This is a genomic window from Caballeronia arvi (assembly GCF_001544695.2).
Classification (GTDB): domain Bacteria; phylum Pseudomonadota; class Gammaproteobacteria; order Burkholderiales; family Burkholderiaceae; genus Caballeronia; species Caballeronia arvi.
In genome coordinates this window covers 14,810-30,973 of record NZ_FCOM02000043.1, presented here as the reverse complement: position 1 = coordinate 30,973, position 16,164 = coordinate 14,810, and the positions used below count along the sequence as shown (strand labels likewise).

Here is a 16,164-nt window from a genome sequence, read left to right as displayed (position 1 = left end):
GACGGTCGCAAGACGGTCCGCGACGTCGACTAAACGCGACGCGCCGAATTTCGTCTGCGAGGCGAACTCATGGCTTGCAGTCGAATGTTTGGCCGCCGCTTGCGTTAGGTGCTGCTTTCTATTACAAGCCCCCGTTGACAGCGCGCTGATCACGCGCTTTGCTGCGACACCCCGCCGATGCGTTCCGAAGCACGCGATGACGGAACGAATTGTCCTAAAACCAATACGTTACCCCAATCAAATTGGTTTCATTCACTTTATTGCTGCTTTTTTTTGCACTATTTGCGCTGTGGCGGACACGCCGCGCACAAATTGCCATCGTCTTTGTGGCGCTCGCATGGGCTATCGGCGCGGGCTGGCTGACGAACCCTCTGCTCGATCTCGCCCAGCGCGGCTATCGTCATACGGACATGCCGACGTTCGCGCCGCAGACGACGATCGTGCTGATGGGCGCCGGCACCGCGCGCCATGCCTCGGGACTCGTTCCGAAGTCCGATGCGATGCCGCGCATCGCCGCCGCGGCGACGCTCTATCGGCAGTGCCGTGAAACCGGCGCATCCTGCAAGGTGATCCTGAGCGGCGGCGATCCGCAGGATCACGGGCAGGCCGAAGCCGACAATTACGCACCTTACGTGCTCGCGCTGGGCGTCGCTGCGGGCGATCTCGTGCGCGAGAACCGGAGCCTCAATACATACCAAAATGCCCGTAACGTGGCCGATATTGTGGGCCCTTCACATGACAACCGTTTGATCGTCGTCACATCCGCGTACCACATGCGGCGCTCGCTGCGCGCTTTCGAAGCATTCGGTTATGCGCCCGTGCCCTACGTGTCGGACGTGCGCCACAACCGCGTCACACTCTTGCCGCGCAGACGAGGCTTTGCAAACAGCGAGCTAGCGATGCACGAACTCGTCGGACTTGCGCGCTTCGATGTGTATCGCTGGCTGCATCTCTATTGAACCAGCCTCGGTCGAACAAGCGCAATGCTAAGCACTCTGAAGTAACCCAAAGCATTGCGCATGATCACGAATAACTGGTTTCAATTGAACGCACGACACACCGCTGCCCGATTCCGGGCTTATGATTGAGAGTGTCTGATCGTCACGCGCAGCATTTGCGGTGACGGCTCGCGCAACAGCGGGAGCGATTCTTGCTCAGGCTGCATGCGTCGTTCCACCGGATCGGACGGGCGATTCCCGGGTTCAACTACTATTAGGAGGTAACAATGAAGAAAGTGTCCCTGGCTGTTCTTTTGTCCCTCAGCGCGGTCGCGTCGGGCGCCTACGCCCAGAGCGATCAGGGCGTGACGATGAGCACCGATCCCGCCAAGATCGCAGACATCGAATCGCGCGCGCAAACCCTCCAAACGCAGCAGGACAACGCGCAAAGCATGCGCACGCAGGCGCCTTCGCACAAATCGATGCATCACAAGAAGCAGCAGAGCAAGCCGATGTCCGGTTCGAGCCAATAAGCCCGACATTCACCCCGACATTCGCTGTTACTGCTGTACGTGCTCAGGCACGGGGTCATTCACGCCGCCCTGGAGTCGACGCATCGACTCCAGGGCGGCGCGAGCGTTTTTTAGGCGATGACGTACTCGACTTCACACACGCGCTGCGCGATGCGTCACCCAGTCGCCGCTCTCGATGCGCGGCAAACCGGAAACGGCCGCCGCCGCAACCGGATAAATCAGGCAGTCGATCCGATCTTTCTGCCCCTCGATCTCCACCTCGATATGCAGACGATGCGCGCGGAATAACCCTTCCACGCCCGGATACACGTCTTCGATCTCATCGAGGACGGGCACGAGCGCGTCTTCGATCCGATAGACGTCGCCGCGGATCGGCGCACCCTCGTCGTCGATCACGAGTCCCGGATAAGTACCGAAGTCGAAGAGCCGCCCCCGGACATGCGCAGCGCCGATCCAGACGGGCGCAGCGATGGCGTGCCGCTCGGCCGCATGGCGGATATCGTTGGCCTCGCCCGCTCGCAGCGTGCCGTAGACAAAGACGTATTGCATCGAAAAAGGCGCTCCAGTCGCTCGAAGGTGATGAACGGCATTATGCGCTGCGCAAAAATCGCAGCGCCATGTCGTCGCGCGCCAGGGCTCGCGCTTTCGGCTACCATCGGCGCGTGGTGACGCATCAAACCCATCGACCCGAATGAACATGGCTACGTTTGTCGAATCGAGATCGTCGAGCGAGGAAGTCGAGCATCTCGATATTCCCGTCGAACATTCGCCGACGCTCGATCACCCGATTCGCGTGCGCTCGCGGCCGGTGCCGTACGGCGTGCGGATCGCGCTGCATACGCATCCGTGGGCGCAGGTCGCCTATACGTCACGCGGTGTGCTGCGCGTCGCGACCGTCGATTCGACCTGGATGGTGCCGCCCTCGCGCGCGATCTGGGTGCCGCCCAATGTCACGCATGAGGTCGTGATCGTCGAGGACGCCTATCTCCGCACACTTTACGTCGATGCGAGCGTCGTGCCGGCGGGCCTTGGCGCGTGCCGGGTCGTCGAGGTGTCGCCGCTCTTGCGCGAGGTGATCGCCGCGCTCGACGAAGAATCGATCTCCCGTCAACGCGAACGGCTGCTCGGCACGCTCGCGCTCGATGAAATCATCCGATCGCAACCACTGCCTTTATCCGTACCGATGCCCAATGAGAAGCGCCTGCGCGCGTTGTGCAACGCCGTGCTCGCCGATCCGTCACATTCCGATTTGGAGCGATGGTCCTCGGAAGCCGGCGCGAGCACGCGCACTATCGCGCGGCTCTTTCGGCGTGAACTGGGTGTGAGTTTTTCGCAATGGCGCCAGCAAGCAGTGCTGGCGCGCGCCATTCCCTTGCTGAGCCAGGGCCGTCCGCTCGCGCAAGTGGCGCGCGAACTGGGATACCAGAGCCAAAGCGCCTTCTCCGCGATGTTTCGCCGCGCGTTCGGCGAAAGCCCGCGCGCATTTTTTGCACGCGATAGCGGCGACAACCGCGATGGGCGCGATGTCGACGGCGCATAGCACGCACGCGATGCGCTTCGCTCAGACGCGCCGGACCATATGACGGATCGCGCCGAGCTGCGCGAGACGCGGCCCCGCCGGTCGGTAGCCGAGACGCATGTAGAGACGCGCCGCCGGGTTATCGACGAACACGCGCAGCTGACATTCGGCCAGCCCGCGCGCCCTCGCCCAGCGATGCGCTGTATTGAGCAGGAATGTGCCCGCCCCGCGCCCGCGGAATCCTTGCGCGATCTGCACGTCGCGGATATGCAGCGAATTGTCTTCCTCGGTGACACGCATTACGCCGATCGGCGTGCCGTCGGCCTCGAGGATGAAATTTTCGGATTCGCGCCAGCTACAGAGAAAGAGATCGCCGCGCCAGACGAGATTGTGACGCCGGTAGTAACCGACCATGTTGTCGTGCGTGAGCGCTTCGGCGAAGGCGAAGTCCGCCATGATCGCCTGGCGCAGTTGATAGAGCGAGAGATCTTCGGTCGGGTCGAGCATCGCACGGGCACGAGAACAAGTGCCTAAACACTAAGGCAGCGCGCGCAGGCTGGCAATGGCCTTATGACGTCAGGGTGTGGATGGAATGTGTAATCCGGCGATCGGGAAATGAGCCGAAAATGGGCGGGACAAAAAAAATCCAGCCGGGAGGCTGGATTTTTCACAACATATTGGCGGAGCGGACGGGACTCGAACCCGCGACCCCCGGCGTGACAGGCCGGTATTCTAACCAACTGAACTACCGCTCCACTTCTTTCCATCGGTTCGCAGTGCCGTTTGCGAACTTGCAGCGCTTTTACTAGCAGCCGCCGATATTCTGGCGTCCCCTAGGGGATTCGAACCCCTGTACTCACCGTGAAAGGGTGATGTCCTAGGCCTCTAGACGAAGGGGACTTCAACTTCTATCCAACCTGCAACCCGGCCGCGGCGAAAAAAAACCGGCTCTCAGTAGCCGGAGTGTTCCTGCTCGCAATTCCAGTTGCAAGTGTTGGCGGAGCGGACGGGGCTCGAACCCGCGACCCCCGGCGTGACAGGCCGGTATTCTAACCAACTGAACTACCGCTCCACTTCTTTCCATCGGTTCGCGGTGTCACCCGCGAGCTTTGCAGCGCTTTTCTAGCAGCCGCCGATGTTCTGGCGTCCCCTAGGGGATTCGAACCCCTGTACTCACCGTGAAAGGGTGATGTCCTAGGCCTCTAGACGAAGGGGACAGAAACTTGTGTATCTGTCTTTACTACGAATTCGAAGATCTGCTCACTTACTTGCCGCCGATCAACGAAGACCAAAATTCTATACAACTTCGCGCTACTTGTGAAGTATTTTCTGCGCCTTCCGAGTTTTCCGGAGAACAACTTTGCGCTACTTCATCTGTTCTTTGGTGGAGGTAAGCGGGATCGAACCGCTGACCTCTTGCATGCCATGCAAGCGCTCTCCCAGCTGAGCTATACCCCCTTGCAGAACAGAAACGAGATTGTATAGGGCGTTTTTGAAGTTGTAAATACTGTCTGACGACTGAAGCGAAATTTTCTTGCCTCGGTTCTCGCGATCGCGCGCAATGGATGACGCGCCGACGCTTTCGATGGCGATCCGGCGAGTCATCCGTTTGGGCGAGATCAGCCCGCGGCCTTCTCCAGGCGCCGCAACACGGTATCACGGCCGAACAGCATCAGCACCGCGTCGATCGACGGCGTATGAGTCGTGCCCGCGACCAACAGGCGCACTGGCATCGCGAGTTGCGGCATCTTGAGCTTGTGCGCGGCGAGCGTAGACTTGAGCGCCGCCGAGATGGCCTCCTTGGTCCACTCCACGCTTGCAAGCGCCGCACGCAAGTCCGCGATGGCCGGACGCACCGCATCGGTGACATGCTGGGTAAAGGCGTCCGGAGCAATGACGGGCTCGCGATAGAACATCGCGGCGTTATCGGCGATTTCCTTCACCGTCGATGCGCGATCCTTCAGCAGCCCGATCACCTGATCGAGCGGCGCGCCGCCATCGATCGCTGCGGCGTCGATGCCCGCCTGCGCGAGGAACGGCTTCGTCAGTTCCGCGAGCCGTTCGTTGTCCGCTTCCTTGATGTAATGCGCGTTCAGCCAGTTGAGCTTGTCGTGGTCGTACTGCGCCGGCGACTTGCCGAGATGCTCGAGATCGAACCATTCGACGAACTGCTCGCGCGAGAAAATCTCCGCGTCGCCGTGCGACCAGCCGAGCCGCGCGAGATAGTTCACCACCGCTTCGGGCAGAAAGCCGTTGTCGCGATAACCCGTCACGCTCATCGCGCCGTGACGCTTGCTCATCTTCTCGCCCTGCTCGTTCAGCACGGTCGGCAAGTGCGCGTAGACCGGCACCTCGCCGCCCAGCGCGCGCAGGATGTTGATCTGACGCGGCGTGTTGTTCACGTGATCGTCGCCGCGAATGACGTGTGTGATCTTCATGTCGAGATCGTCGACGACCACGCAGAAGTTATAAGTCGGCGTGCCGTCGGGGCGGGCGATCACGAGATCGTCGAGTTCTTCGTTCGAAATTTCGATGTGCCCTTTCACCGCGTCGTCCCACGCGACCGCGCCCGTCAGCGGATTGCGAAAGCGCACGACGGGCGCAACGCCTTCCGGAATCGGCGGCAGCACCTTGCCCGGCTCCGGGCGCCACGTGCCGTCGTAGCGCGGCTTCTCGCCCGCGGCGCGCTGACGCTCGCGCAATGCGTCCAGTTCTTCCGTCGACATGTAGCAGTGATAGGCGAGACCCTTCTCCATCATCTGCGCGACGACCTCGCGATAACGGTCCATGCGCTGCATCTGATAGAACGGGCCCTCGTCGAAATCGAGGCCGAGCCACGCCATGCCTTCGAGGATCGCATCGACCGATGCATCGGTGGAGCGCTCGAGATCAGTATCTTCGATGCGCAGCACGAAAGTGCCCTTCATCTTGCGCGCGAACGCCCACGGATAAAGCGCGGAGCGGATATTGCCGAGATGGATGAAGCCGGTCGGGCTCGGTGCGAAGCGTGTACGGACTTGGGTGGTCATTGCTGTTTGCTCGATGGAGGGCGGCGCGCGCTGTCTTGCTCGAATCGCGCTCGAAATCCGCTCAAAATGAGACGAAATTATACTCGCCGCCCGCTTTGTGTCGGCCGGGTCGCCTTTTGTTTTATGATGTGCGCGCTTTTCCCGATCTCCCGGGACGCCCGCCTGCAAAGCCCGCACGGACAGGCCGACCGGGTCCGCTGCATCGCCGGAGCACATCTTGAGTTCATCGTCACCCCGTCTTTCGCGCCGCGCGTTTTCGCTCGCGGCCGCATCGTCCGTTCTCGCCGCCTGCACCACCACGCGCGGGGGCATCTCGGGCGACACCGCATCAGGCACGCCGGCCGCGCCGCCGAAGACCGAACCGCAGCGTCCGCCGCGCATCGGGCTCGCGCTCGGCGGCGGCGCCGCGCGTGGCTTCGCGCATATCGGCGTGATCAAGGCGCTGGAGGCGCGCAACGTGCAGGTCGATCTCGTCGCGGGCACGAGCGCGGGCTCGGTCATCGCGGCGCTGTACGCGTCGGGGATGAACGGCATCGCGATCAACAAGCTGGCTTTGACGATGGATGAAGCATCGATCAGCGACTGGGCGATGCCCTTTCGCGCGCGCGGGATTCTGCAGGGCGTGGCGCTTCAAAACTACCTGAACAAGACGCTCGACAACCGTCCGATCGAGAAGATGGCGAAACCGCTCGGCATCGTCGCCACCGATCTGAAAAGCGGCCAGCCGATTCTCTTTCAGCGCGGCAACACGGGCGTCGCGGTGCGCGCGTCGTGCAGTGTGCCGTCGATCTTCGAGCCGGTGAAGATCGGCGGCCGCGAATATGTCGACGGTGGTCTCGTGAGTCCGGTGCCGGCGGCATTCGCGCACAAGATGGGCGCCGACTTCGTGATCGCGGTCGATATCTCCGCGCGTCCGGAAAGCGGGCTCACGTCCAGCTCCTTCGATGTGCTGATGCAGACCTTCACGATCATGGGTCAGACGATCAAGGCCTACGAGCTCGACAAGTACGCGAACGCGGTGATCCGCCCGAATCTCGCCGCGATGAGCAGCAGCGACTTCAGTCAGCGCAACGCATCGATTCTTGCGGGCGAGGAAGCGGTCGCGAAGATGTGGCCGACGCTGCAACGTCAACTGGCGGAAAGCGGCGCACGGGTCTGATCCATTTGCTGCTTTGAAAGCGACGAGGCCACGCAATTGCGTGGCCTCGATCGTTTTAGCGCAGCGACTTCACCTTGTCGGCGCTTATGTCGGCGGGCTGACCGCCCCACGTCGCGCGCAGATAGTTCGCAAGCTGCGCGATCTGTTCGTCGGTGTAGGTGCCCGCGAAGCCCGGCATGTGCTGCATGTTCTCGAGACCCGGGAACCGCTGCGCCTCGATGCCGTCGAGCATCGACACGATCAGGTTGCGCGGATCCGCCTGGCGCAAGGTCGAGTTACCGTCCATCGCGACCGCGACGTGCGGCTTGCCCTGACCATCGAAGCCATGACAGCCGGCGCAGGAATCGAGGTAAAGACTGCGGCCCGCCGCGAGTTGCGTGGGATCGTCGACCTTTGCGGCGACGAGCGGCGCGGGTTTGGGCGGCGCGTCGCCGAGCAGATACGTCGCGAGCGCGCGCGAGTCGTTTTCGCTCAGATGCTGCGTGCTCAGATAGACCACGGGATGCATCTCGCCGAACGCGGAGCCCTGTTTCGCGAAGCCCGTAGCGAAAAACGCCTGCAGGTCCGCGCCCGTCCAGCCGCGCGCGGCCAGCGCGGCGGGCGTGATGTCCGGCGCGCCGATACGGCCGAGTTCGCCGCCCTGCAAGGTCTTCGCGTCCTGCATCTGGCCGAACGCGCCGCGCGGTGTATGGCATTCCGCGCAATGACCCAGAGCGTTGGCGAGATAGCGCCCGCGCGTCCAGTCGGCGGATTGTCCCGACGATGCATCCGGCAGCGCGTCTTTCAGGAACAGCATGTCCCAGAAACGCACGGCGAAGCGCACGTTGTACGGAAACTTCAGATCGGCTGCGACGTTCGGCGCCGGCGCGGGCTTTTGCGCCATCAGATAGGCGTAGATCGCGTCGCTGTCCTCGCGCGACATCTGCCGGTACGAGGTATAGGGCATCGCCGGATACAGCTTGTGCTTCGGCGCCACGCCATCGTGCAGCGCGCCGTACAAATCATCGGCGCTCCACGTGCCGATGCCGTGTTTCGGATCAGGCGTGATGTTGGTGCCATAGAACGTGCCGAACTGCGATTCGAGCTTCACGCCGCCCGCGAACGGCGCCCCGTTTTGCGCGGTATGGCACGCGGCGCAATCGGCGGCCTGGGCGAGGTAACGGCCGCGCGTGATCTGTTCGGGCGAGTTCTTCGGCGATGTCGCGGCGTCGTTGTGCCCGCCGCAACCGGCAAGCGCGAAGGACACGGCGGCGAGCGGCGCAAGGAAGTGCTTCAGGATCGATCTCGTCATGCCGCGTCCTTCACGAGTCCGGGCGTGGCGAGCACGAGATCCTTCACCGCTTCGTAGTAGCGCACATAGCCCGTGCAGCGGCAGATGTGCTCGTTGAGCGCGTCCATGATCGTCGCCTCGATCCGGTCCTTCGTGATCGGATCGCGCTTCAGCTTTTCGATCAGCACCGTCGTCGCGTTGACGAAACCCGGCGTGCAATAGCCACACTGGAAGCTGAAGTGCTCCAGAAACTTCTGCTGCACCGGTGACATTTCGACGACCTCGCCCTGCTCGTTGCGCTTCGCATGGCCTTCGACGGTGCGTACGGTCTTGCCGTCGAAGACATGCGCGCCGTTGATGCACGTGCGCACTTCCTCGCTCGTGCCGTCGGGTTTGTCGACGATCACGACGCACGCGTGGCAGATGCCCTGCCCGCAGCCGAGACGCGAGCCGGTGAGCCCGAGATATTCGTGCAGAAAATCGATCATCGGCAGACCGGCGGGCACCTGCATCGGCCCGATCTTCGCGCCGTTGATCGTCATCGAGAGCGCGCGCGATTCGATGCCCGCGGCGGATTGGGTGGCCGTCATGCGAGCACCTCCTGAATGTTTTTCGGCGTCACCGGCAGATCGGTGAAGCGATGGCCGATCGCATGCGCGATCGCGTTGACGATGGCCCCGACGACGGGAATCATCACCACTTCGGCGATGCCCTTCGGCGGATCGGTTTCGGTGAGCGGCGGCAGGACTTCGCTGGTCTGCGCCCACACCGCGACGTCGCTCGCGAGCGGCAGGTGATAGCGGTTGAAGTTCCACGTTCCGTTGCCCGGGCCGTCTTCGTAGAGCGGCAGATACTCATGCAGCGCGTGACCGATGCCCATCGCGATGCCGCCCTGCACCTGACCCGACACGAGCGCGGGCGAGAGCTGATTGCCGCACTCGAAGATCGAGTGATGCGAAAGCAGTTCGACCTTGCCGCTCGCTTCGTCGATGGCGAGTTCGACGAGCGTGCCCAGCGCGCTGTAGTACGTGACGGCCGCATTGTTGCGGCTCACCGGCGCGATGAACACCTTTTTGCGATCGAGCACCGTGTAGCCGTTCGACGTGACCTTTCCGTTCTTGCCTGCGTCCAGTCGTACCGAAAGACCGTCGATCGGCAGACGCTCCGCGCTGCCGGCGATATCGAACAGCGCCTCGCTCCACTGCCAGCGGTTGAACGTGTGCACCGTCGCACCGGTGACGAGGCCGAGCTCGTGCGCCTTTTTCGCGAGCTGTTCGAAGGGCAGCGGCGCCATGCCGCCGGCGGAGAGCGTGCCGTCGATCCAGCGCGCATCCTCGATGCGCACGACGAACGACGTGGCCTGACCACCGCCGATGCCCTGCCCCCAGATCGCCATCGCGGCCGGCCAGAGGCCCTGGCGGAATACGACGCGCGCCGCTTCACGCGTGGCGTGCGTGTAGTAGTAAGCCGAGTTCGTCGCGCTGGCGGGCGATGCGTAGGCCGGCGACCAGCGCGGATTCGCGCTCAGACGATCCTGCTCCGCCTGCGACATGATGTACGGATCGCCGCTCGATACGACCGGCAGATCGGACCAGTCGGTGATCGCCATGTGGACGTCGACGGCTGGCTTGCCCAGCCACTTCGCGACCGCGAGCGCCTGCGACGTCGATGAACCCGTACCGATTTCCGCGCCCGAATGGAACAGCGAGATGCGGCCGTCCGCGCCGAATTCGACCCTGGCGAACGCGCTCTCCGCGCCCGTGCCGAAATCCTTTTGCGTGCACGAGAAACCCACGCCATGACGCTTGCCAGGATGCGCGGCCTCGTACTCGGCCTTGCGCTTCGCACGCTCCGTCCACAACGGATGAATCTGCGCCTTCTTCAGCACTTCCTCGGCGCGCAGCACGCCGGCGGGAATCGCGCCTTGCGTGTTCTTCATGCCGGTGCGGAACACGTTCTTCAGCCGAAGTTCGATCGGATCGATGTCGAGCTGCTCCGCGATATCGTCGATCATCATTTCGGTGGCGGCCATGCTTTGCAGCGTGCCGTAGCCGCGCGCAGAGCCGGCGTCGACCGCGCGCGAGGCCGTCGCGACCGCAGTCAGATCGCTCTGCGGAATGTAATAGATCGATTGCGCCGCGGTGGCGCCGACCATCGCGACCGAGGGCGAGAAGTTGCAGCGGCCGCCGCCGTTCGCCTCGAAATCGCCCTTGAACGCACGAATCAGGCCGCTCTTCTTGTCGATCGCCATGCGATAGCGCATGTCGAACGCGTGACGCTTGATCGACGTCTGAAACTGCTCGAAGCGGTCGTTGGCGAGCCGCACCGGGCGGCCGTCGCCGTACATCGCCGCGACGAGGCCGTAGTACGGCATGTTGTAGTGGTCCTTCGAGCCGTAGCCGACCGTGTAGCACGGATGCAGGAACAGCTTCTTCACCGGGAAATGCGACTTCGACGTCATCTCGATGACGCTCTGCGTCACTTCGCTCGGTCCCTGCGTCGGGACGACCATGTGCAGCGATTGCGTCGCCGCGTCGTACCAGCAGTTCGCGTTGTCCGGCTCGAGCGCGGCCGTATCGACGGATTGCGTGCGATAGCGGCGATCGACGACGAGCCAGTCTTCCGATGGCCGTTCGAGCGCATCCGCGATCTGCTGTGCGTGAAACGCGCCCTGCGCGTCGAGCTTGCCGTGCTCGTCAGCATCGGCCCAGACCGGCTCGCGCTTTTTCATCATGTGCGGGAAGAGCGGCGTGTCCTTGAGACTCGAGAACGTGTCGTCGTCATAAGGCGTCTTGCCGCCGACGCGCACGAAGCGGAACGCAGCCCACGGATCGCGCTCGAGCGGTCCGGTCGTCGCGCCGTAGCGGATCACGCCATCGCGGAACTGGAGCTTTTCCTTCGCAAAGCGAAAACGCGCGAAGTCGTGGTAGATCAGCATCGCGACGGCCTGCCCGAGATACGCGGGCGTCTTGCCCGTGGGCAGCAGCATGTCGTCGCCGTAGAAGGCCGGGAACGCGAGTTGGTCGCGCGCGAGGACATCGGCGGTGACGATGCGATCCGGCGCGAGGCCGGCCGCATCGAGCACGGACAGATCGAAGCCTTCGTAGATGCGGTCCGCGAGCGTCGTACGCAGGATCAGCGCGTGCGACTGCTCCTTCGGCCAATGCGGCATGTCGGATGCGCGGATGTCGCGCGCGAACACCTTTGCGCCCGTCACTTTCGCGATGCCGTCGATGCGGAATCGCGCGTCGCCGTTCTTCGCATCCCATTGAACGGGCGTCAGAATCTTCTCTTCGAACAACGCGGCGAACGCACGGCTGCCGAGCGGCGCGACGAACACCGAAACGCCAGCGAGCGCGCCCGCTTTCAGAAAGCCGCGCCGGGACAGGCCGGGTTTCCCCATGAATTTCTCCTCAAGTGATCGCCCGAAGGCCGTCTGCGCGCGACTCGGCCTCACGTCGCCCGATCGCGAACGCGAGATTGATTTGCAATGCAAAATTGTGTTGCGGAGCCGGGTCGGCTATCGCGCAACGAATGAATGCCTGGCACTTTCTTGCCAAGTTGCAGCGGTCGCGATTCTAAGTGCGGGACACTTCGACAACAACGCTCAGGGCGTCAAGTTTCGTCAAATTGGAAGTGTCAGAAGAACGCAGGCGTTCTGGAGACGACGGAGGCGCGCCAAAAGCAAAACGGCGGCTTCTTGCGAAGCCGCCGTTTCTGAGCAGGCGCTGAAAATCCGCGATCGACGGATCAATAGTCCGCGTCCTCGATCCAGGCCGCCTGGATCGCCTCGAGAATCTTCTCGTTGGACTTTTCCGGATCGTCATCGAAGCCGTCCAGTTCCGTGATCCAGCGATGCAGGTCAGTGAAACGCACATATTGGGGATCGATATCCTGATGCGCGTCGGTGAGTGCCATCGCGATATCTTGAGTATCCGTCCACTTCATGGGCGAGCCTCCTGTCAGTGATTTTCTTTGGCGTGATTGATGGAGTACCGCGGGATCTCGACCACCAGATCCTCGTCGGCAGGCACCATTGCCTGACATGATAACCGCGATGTCGGTTCGAGACCCCACGCTCTGTCGAGCAGATCGTCCTCGTCCTCTTCGGACGGCTCGAGCGCGTTGAAGCCTTCCCGGATGATGACGTGACACGTCGTGCACGCGCACGATTTCTCGCAGGCGTGCTCGATCTCGATGCCGTGGTCCAGCAGGTTGTCGCAGATGCTCTTCCCGAGGTCGGCGTCGATCACCGCACCGTCCGGGCACAACTCCACGTGAGGCAGCACAACGATTTGAGGCATGTTTTCGTGATTCTCGAATGAGGTGATTTAGACGTCGTCGAGCTTGCGGCCCGCAAGGGCGCGGCGAATGCTCTTGTTCATGCGGCGCGCCGCGAATTCATCGGTGCCGGTGGCGAGCGTCTTGGTGGCGTCTTCGATCTTTTCGACCGAATCGCCGTTCGCGATCGCCGCGAGTTCGGCCACGAGCGTCTGGATCTGCGCGCGCTCGTCGTCGTCGAGCAGTTCGCCATCGGTTTCGAGCGCGGCATGCGTCGCCTCGATGAGACGCGCTCCGCTTCCACCTGCGCCTCGCGCAATGCGCGCGCGCATGTCGGTTTCCGCCGTCTTGAAGCTTTCTTCGAGCATGCGCGCGACTTCGTCGTCCGCGAGTCCGTACGACGGCTTGACGACCACCGACGCCTCGACGCCCGAGATCTGCTCGCGCGCGAACACGGAAAGCAGCCCGTCCGCGTCGACCTGATAGGTCACACGGATGCGCGCCGCGCCCGCCGCCATCGGCGGAATGCCGCGCAGCTCGAAGCGCGCGAGCGAACGGCAGTCGGAGACCAGCTCGCGCTCGCCCTGGACGATGTGAATCGCCATCGCGGTCTGGCCGTCCTTGAACGTCGTGAAATCCTGCGCGCGCGCCGTCGGAATCGTGGCATTGCGCGGGATGATCTTCTCGGTGAGGCCGCCCATCGTCTCGACGCCGAGCGACAGCGGAATCACGTCGAGCAGCAGCCAGTCGTCGCCTTCTCCGCGACGGTTGCCCGCGAGCAGATCGGCCTGAACCGCCGCGCCGAGCGCGACAACCTGATCCGGATCGAGATTGACGAGCGGCGGCTGGCCGAAAAAGCCCTCGACCGCGCGGCGAATCACCGGCATGCGAGTCGCGCCGCCCACCAGCACGACGCCCTTGATATCTTTGGGCGCAACCTTCGCGTCACGCAGCGCCTTCTTCGTCGGCGTGAGCGTGCGCGTGACGAGCGCTTCGGTCAGCGCGGCGAATTGCGCTTCGGTCACGGCAACATCGATTTCGACGCCCGTCGTGAGCGTGGCCTGCACGCGCGTTTCGGGCGCGGAGGACAGCGCTTCCTTCGCCGTGCGCACGCGATCGAGCATCAGACGCACGTCTTCCGGCGTGTCGATCTTGACGCCCGCCTGCTCCACGACATGGCGATACAGCGCGTGATCGAAATCGTCGCCGCCGAGCGCGGAATCGCCGCCCGCCGCGAGCACTTCGAAGACGCCCTTCGTGAGCTTCAGGATCGACAGATCGAAGGTGCCGCCGCCCAGATCGTAGACGGCGTACAGACCTTCGGCGCCGTTATCGAGGCCGTAGGCGATCGCCGCCGCGGTCGGTTCGTTCAGGAGCCGCAGCACGTTCAGACCGGCGAGCTTCGCCGCGTCCTTCGTCGCCTGACGTTGCGCTTCGTCGAAATAGGCGGGCACTGTAATCACCGCGCCGACGAGATCCTCGCCGAGGGTGTCTTCCGCGCGATAACGCAGCGTCGCGAGAATCTCCGCGGACACTTCGACGGGACTCTTTACGCCGTCGATGGTGCGGATCTGCACCATGCCGGGCGCATCGATGAAATCGTACGGCGCGTTCTCCGCGCCCTCGACTTCGCTCTTGCCACGGCCCATGAAGCGCTTCACCGAAACGATCGTGTTGCGCGGATCGACGACCGCTTCTTCCTTCGCGGTCCGGCCGATGCGCCGTCCGCCCTTCTCCAGATAGCGCACGACCGACGGCAGCAGCACGTGGCCGTCTTCGTCGGGCAGCGCTTCGGGCACGCTGTTGCGCACGGCCGCGACGAGCGAATTCGTCGTGCCGAGATCGATGCCGACCGCCACGCGCCTTTGGTGCGGCGCCGGCGCCATGCCGGGTTCTGAGATTTGCAGTAAAGCCATCGTTGGTCTTATGGGGTTATCGCAGCCGACGCGTCTTTAAGCGTGTTCGAGCCGCTCGATCTGCGCGCCGATCTCCGTCGCCACGCGTTCGATGAACATCAACTGACGCACCGCCTCGCTCGCCGCCTGATCCGACTTGCTGTCGATGAGCGCCTCGAGCTTCGTGAAGCGCACGCGCTCTTCGTCACGCAGTTCGTCGAGCAATGCCTCGAGCGCGCCGATGTTCTTCGCGCCCGCCGCATCTTCGATATTTTCGCGCCATTCCATCTGCTGCATGAGAAAGGCCGGTTCCATCGCAGTGTTGTTTTCCGCGTCGACATCGACGCCGCGCTGCTTCAGCATGTAGCGCGCGCGCTTGAGCGGATCGCGCAGCGTCTGATACGCCTCGTTCGCGTGCGTCGCCCATTGCATCGCGAGACGCTTCTGGGCATCGCCGGCCGCGGCGAAGCGGTCCGGATGCACTTGCCCCTGCACGGTGCGATAGGCGTCGTCGAGTTTCTGCTGATCGACGGCGAAGGTCGGCGGCAGATGGAAGAGATCGAAGTGACTGTCGGTGAGCGAGGCCATGCTAAGTCTATGGTTTCAGTGTGCGCGAATGAAAAAGGCGGCACGCGCCGCCTCTTTTGCCGATACCGCCGGCGCTTTCCACGTCATACGCGGAACGATTCGCCGCAGCCGCACTCGTCCTTCGCGTTCGGATTGTTGAACTTGAAGCCCTCGTTCAGGCCTTCACGGGCGAAGTCCAGTTCGGTGCCGTCGAGATACGGAAGACTCTTCGGATCGATGATGATCTTCACGCCCGCCGTCTCGAACACGGTGTCTTCAGGCGCGAGCTCGTCGACATATTCGAGCTTGTAGGCCAGACCCGAACAGCCCGTCGTGCGCACGCCCAGCCGCAGGCCGACGCCCTTGCCGCGCCGCGTCAGATACTTTTGCACGTGCTGTGCCGCTTTATCCGTCAACGTGATTGCCATAGTCTTCGCTTCTCTTCGCGCTTCACTTCGTCGGGGCGCCGTGCCCGGCGCCCTCGTCCACATTACGCTGCAGCCTGCTTGGCTTCGGTTGCCGACGCTTCCGGCGCGGCAGTGCCATGACGCTGCTTGTAATCCGCCACTGCGGCCTTGATCGCGTCTTCCGCGAGGATCGAGCAGTGGATCTTCACCGGCGGCAGCGCCAGTTCCTCGGCGATCTGCGTGTTCTTGATCGTCAGCGCCTGATCCAGCGTCTTGCCCTTCACCCATTCGGTGACGAGCGAGCTCGATGCGATCGCGGAGCCGCAGCCGTAAGTCTTGAACTTCGCGTCCTCGATCACGCCATCCGCGCCGACGCGGATCTGCAGTTTCATCACGTCGCCGCATGCGGGCGCGCCGACCATGCCGGTGCCGACGGTGTCGTCGTCTTTCGAGAACGAGCCGACGTTACGCGGGTTTTCGTAGTGGTCCAGAACCTTGTCGCTATAAGCCATGATTCAAACTCTCCTTTATTCGGTGTCGCGTGCGCCCTTCGGGTGCGCTCATGT

The 16,164-nt window shown here is 63.1% G+C and carries 16 protein-coding genes and 5 tRNA genes; 4 read left to right on the top strand and 17 right to left on the bottom strand.

What is annotated here, in order from left to right:
- The first annotated feature begins 326 nt into the window (after window positions 1-326).
- Together AWB74_RS31845 and AWB74_RS31840 are read left to right on the top strand one after the other, a co-directional pair.
- Window positions 327-959, top strand: coding sequence for a YdcF family protein (locus tag AWB74_RS31845; protein WP_235024759.1), 633 nt, complete (start codon window positions 327-329; stop codon window positions 957-959).
- Window positions 960-1,225: 266 nt separating this feature from the next.
- Window positions 1,226-1,471 (top strand): hypothetical protein, encoded by a 246-nt coding sequence (locus AWB74_RS31840; RefSeq protein ID WP_061150595.1) that lies wholly within the window; start codon window positions 1,226-1,228, stop codon window positions 1,469-1,471.
- Between the two features lie 132 nt (window positions 1,472-1,603).
- Here the strand turns inward: AWB74_RS31840 and AWB74_RS31835 are convergent, their stop codons facing one another.
- Window positions 1,604-2,020 (bottom strand): gamma-glutamylcyclotransferase family protein, encoded by a 417-nt coding sequence (locus AWB74_RS31835; RefSeq protein WP_061150594.1) that lies wholly within the window; start codon window positions 2,018-2,020, stop codon window positions 1,604-1,606.
- Window positions 2,021-2,168: 148 nt separating this feature from the next.
- Between AWB74_RS31835 and AWB74_RS31830 the strand changes: the two genes are divergently transcribed.
- Window positions 2,169-3,011 (top strand): AraC family transcriptional regulator, encoded by an 843-nt coding sequence (locus AWB74_RS31830; protein ID WP_061150622.1) that lies wholly within the window; start codon window positions 2,169-2,171, stop codon window positions 3,009-3,011.
- A gap of 21 nt (window positions 3,012-3,032) precedes the next feature.
- On the opposite strand, the gene AWB74_RS31825 is transcribed toward AWB74_RS31830, so the two are convergent.
- The 7 genes from AWB74_RS31825 to gltX all read right to left on the bottom strand — a co-directional run bounded on the left by AWB74_RS31825 (window position 3,033) and on the right by gltX (window position 6,019).
- The gene (locus AWB74_RS31825; protein ID WP_061150593.1) at window positions 3,033-3,497 is read right to left on the bottom strand and encodes a GNAT family N-acetyltransferase; all 465 of its coding nucleotides are present in this window, start codon (window positions 3,495-3,497) and stop codon (window positions 3,033-3,035) included.
- Between the two features lie 171 nt (window positions 3,498-3,668).
- Window positions 3,669-3,745: transfer RNA gene (locus AWB74_RS31820), tRNA-Asp, on the bottom strand.
- Window positions 3,746-3,814: 69 nt separating this feature from the next.
- Window positions 3,815-3,890, bottom strand: a tRNA-Glu gene (locus AWB74_RS31815).
- Window positions 3,891-3,985: 95 nt separating this feature from the next.
- Window positions 3,986-4,062, bottom strand: a tRNA-Asp gene (locus AWB74_RS31810).
- 69 nt (window positions 4,063-4,131) lie between these two features.
- Window positions 4,132-4,207 (bottom strand) — tRNA-Glu (locus AWB74_RS31805).
- A gap of 165 nt (window positions 4,208-4,372) precedes the next feature.
- Window positions 4,373-4,448: transfer RNA gene (locus AWB74_RS31800), tRNA-Ala, on the bottom strand.
- A 161-nt stretch (window positions 4,449-4,609) separates the two neighbouring features.
- Window positions 4,610-6,019, bottom strand: coding sequence for a glutamate--tRNA ligase (gltX, locus tag AWB74_RS31795; RefSeq protein WP_061150592.1), 1,410 nt, complete (start codon window positions 6,017-6,019; stop codon window positions 4,610-4,612).
- Between the two features lie 217 nt (window positions 6,020-6,236).
- Here gltX and AWB74_RS31790 point away from each other — a divergent pair, with 217 nt between their 5' ends.
- On the top strand, window positions 6,237-7,178 hold the full coding sequence (locus AWB74_RS31790) for a patatin-like phospholipase family protein (RefSeq protein WP_061150591.1): 942 nt from the start codon (window positions 6,237-6,239) through the stop codon (window positions 7,176-7,178).
- 55 nt (window positions 7,179-7,233) lie between these two features.
- Here the strand turns inward: AWB74_RS31790 and AWB74_RS31785 are convergent, their stop codons facing one another.
- The 9 genes from AWB74_RS31785 to iscU form a co-directional block, all read right to left on the bottom strand.
- Complete coding sequence (locus AWB74_RS31785) at window positions 7,234-8,469, bottom strand: c-type cytochrome (protein ID WP_061150590.1); 1,236 nt, start codon at window positions 8,467-8,469, stop codon at window positions 7,234-7,236.
- Complete coding sequence (locus AWB74_RS31780; RefSeq protein WP_061150589.1) at window positions 8,466-9,038, bottom strand: (2Fe-2S)-binding protein; 573 nt, start codon at window positions 9,036-9,038, stop codon at window positions 8,466-8,468. Before AWB74_RS31780 ends, AWB74_RS31785 begins: the two co-directional genes overlap by 4 nt.
- Entirely contained in the window at window positions 9,035-11,851 is a 2,817-nt protein-coding gene (locus AWB74_RS31775; RefSeq protein ID WP_061150588.1) for a xanthine dehydrogenase family protein molybdopterin-binding subunit, read from the bottom strand. The genes AWB74_RS31780 and AWB74_RS31775 overlap by 4 nt, the downstream gene beginning before the upstream one ends.
- Before the next feature lie 347 nt (window positions 11,852-12,198).
- Window positions 12,199-12,396 carry a Fe-S cluster assembly protein IscX gene (gene iscX, locus AWB74_RS31770; RefSeq protein WP_061150587.1) on the bottom strand — a complete coding sequence of 66 codons (198 nt, stop codon included), beginning with the start codon at window positions 12,394-12,396 and terminating at the stop codon, window positions 12,199-12,201.
- A gap of 14 nt (window positions 12,397-12,410) precedes the next feature.
- Window positions 12,411-12,752, bottom strand: coding sequence for an ISC system 2Fe-2S type ferredoxin (gene fdx / locus AWB74_RS31765; RefSeq protein ID WP_061150586.1), 342 nt, complete (start codon window positions 12,750-12,752; stop codon window positions 12,411-12,413).
- Between the two features lie 27 nt (window positions 12,753-12,779).
- The gene (hscA, locus tag AWB74_RS31760) at window positions 12,780-14,645 is read right to left on the bottom strand and encodes a Fe-S protein assembly chaperone HscA (protein ID WP_061150585.1); all 1,866 of its coding nucleotides are present in this window, start codon (window positions 14,643-14,645) and stop codon (window positions 12,780-12,782) included.
- Window positions 14,646-14,681: 36 nt separating this feature from the next.
- Window positions 14,682-15,212 carry a Fe-S protein assembly co-chaperone HscB gene (hscB, locus tag AWB74_RS31755; protein WP_061150584.1) on the bottom strand — a complete coding sequence of 177 codons (531 nt, stop codon included), beginning with the start codon at window positions 15,210-15,212 and terminating at the stop codon, window positions 14,682-14,684.
- An 83-nt stretch (window positions 15,213-15,295) separates the two neighbouring features.
- On the bottom strand, window positions 15,296-15,619 hold the full coding sequence (gene iscA, locus AWB74_RS31750; RefSeq protein ID WP_061125475.1) for an iron-sulfur cluster assembly protein IscA: 324 nt from the start codon (window positions 15,617-15,619) through the stop codon (window positions 15,296-15,298).
- 62 nt (window positions 15,620-15,681) lie between these two features.
- Window positions 15,682-16,110, bottom strand: a complete 429-nt coding sequence (gene iscU / locus AWB74_RS31745; protein WP_061150583.1) for a Fe-S cluster assembly scaffold IscU — start codon at window positions 16,108-16,110, stop codon at window positions 15,682-15,684.
- Window positions 16,111-16,164: the final 54 nt, after the last annotated feature.

What these genes read in the sequence shown, in the direction of transcription:
- gltX (WP_061150592.1), bottom strand. Translation starts at nt 6,019, where the DNA reads ATGACCACCCAAGTCCGTACACGCTTCGCACCGAGCCCGACCGGCTTC.
- AWB74_RS31830 (WP_061150622.1), top strand. Translation starts at nt 2,169, where the DNA reads ATGGCTACGTTTGTCGAATCGAGATCGTCGAGCGAGGAAGTCGAGCAT.
- hscA (WP_061150585.1), bottom strand. Translation starts at nt 14,645, where the DNA reads ATGGCTTTACTGCAAATCTCAGAACCCGGCATGGCGCCGGCGCCGCAC.
- hscB (WP_061150584.1), bottom strand. Translation starts at nt 15,212, where the DNA reads ATGGCCTCGCTCACCGACAGTCACTTCGATCTCTTCCATCTGCCGCCG.
- AWB74_RS31835 (WP_061150594.1), bottom strand. Translation starts at nt 2,020, where the DNA reads ATGCAATACGTCTTTGTCTACGGCACGCTGCGAGCGGGCGAGGCCAAC.
- AWB74_RS31825 (WP_061150593.1), bottom strand. Translation starts at nt 3,497, where the DNA reads ATGCTCGACCCGACCGAAGATCTCTCGCTCTATCAACTGCGCCAGGCG.
- AWB74_RS31840 (WP_061150595.1), top strand. Translation starts at nt 1,226, where the DNA reads ATGAAGAAAGTGTCCCTGGCTGTTCTTTTGTCCCTCAGCGCGGTCGCG.
- AWB74_RS31780 (WP_061150589.1), bottom strand. Translation starts at nt 9,038, where the DNA reads ATGACGGCCACCCAATCCGCCGCGGGCATCGAATCGCGCGCGCTCTCG.
- fdx (WP_061150586.1), bottom strand. Translation starts at nt 12,752, where the DNA reads ATGCCTCAAATCGTTGTGCTGCCTCACGTGGAGTTGTGCCCGGACGGT.
- iscA (WP_061125475.1), bottom strand. Translation starts at nt 15,619, where the DNA reads ATGGCAATCACGTTGACGGATAAAGCGGCACAGCACGTGCAAAAGTAT.
- iscX (WP_061150587.1), bottom strand. Translation starts at nt 12,396, where the DNA reads ATGAAGTGGACGGATACTCAAGATATCGCGATGGCACTCACCGACGCG.
- AWB74_RS31775 (WP_061150588.1), bottom strand. Translation starts at nt 11,851, where the DNA reads ATGGGGAAACCCGGCCTGTCCCGGCGCGGCTTTCTGAAAGCGGGCGCG.
- AWB74_RS31785 (WP_061150590.1), bottom strand. Translation starts at nt 8,469, where the DNA reads ATGACGAGATCGATCCTGAAGCACTTCCTTGCGCCGCTCGCCGCCGTG.
- iscU (WP_061150583.1), bottom strand. Translation starts at nt 16,110, where the DNA reads ATGGCTTATAGCGACAAGGTTCTGGACCACTACGAAAACCCGCGTAAC.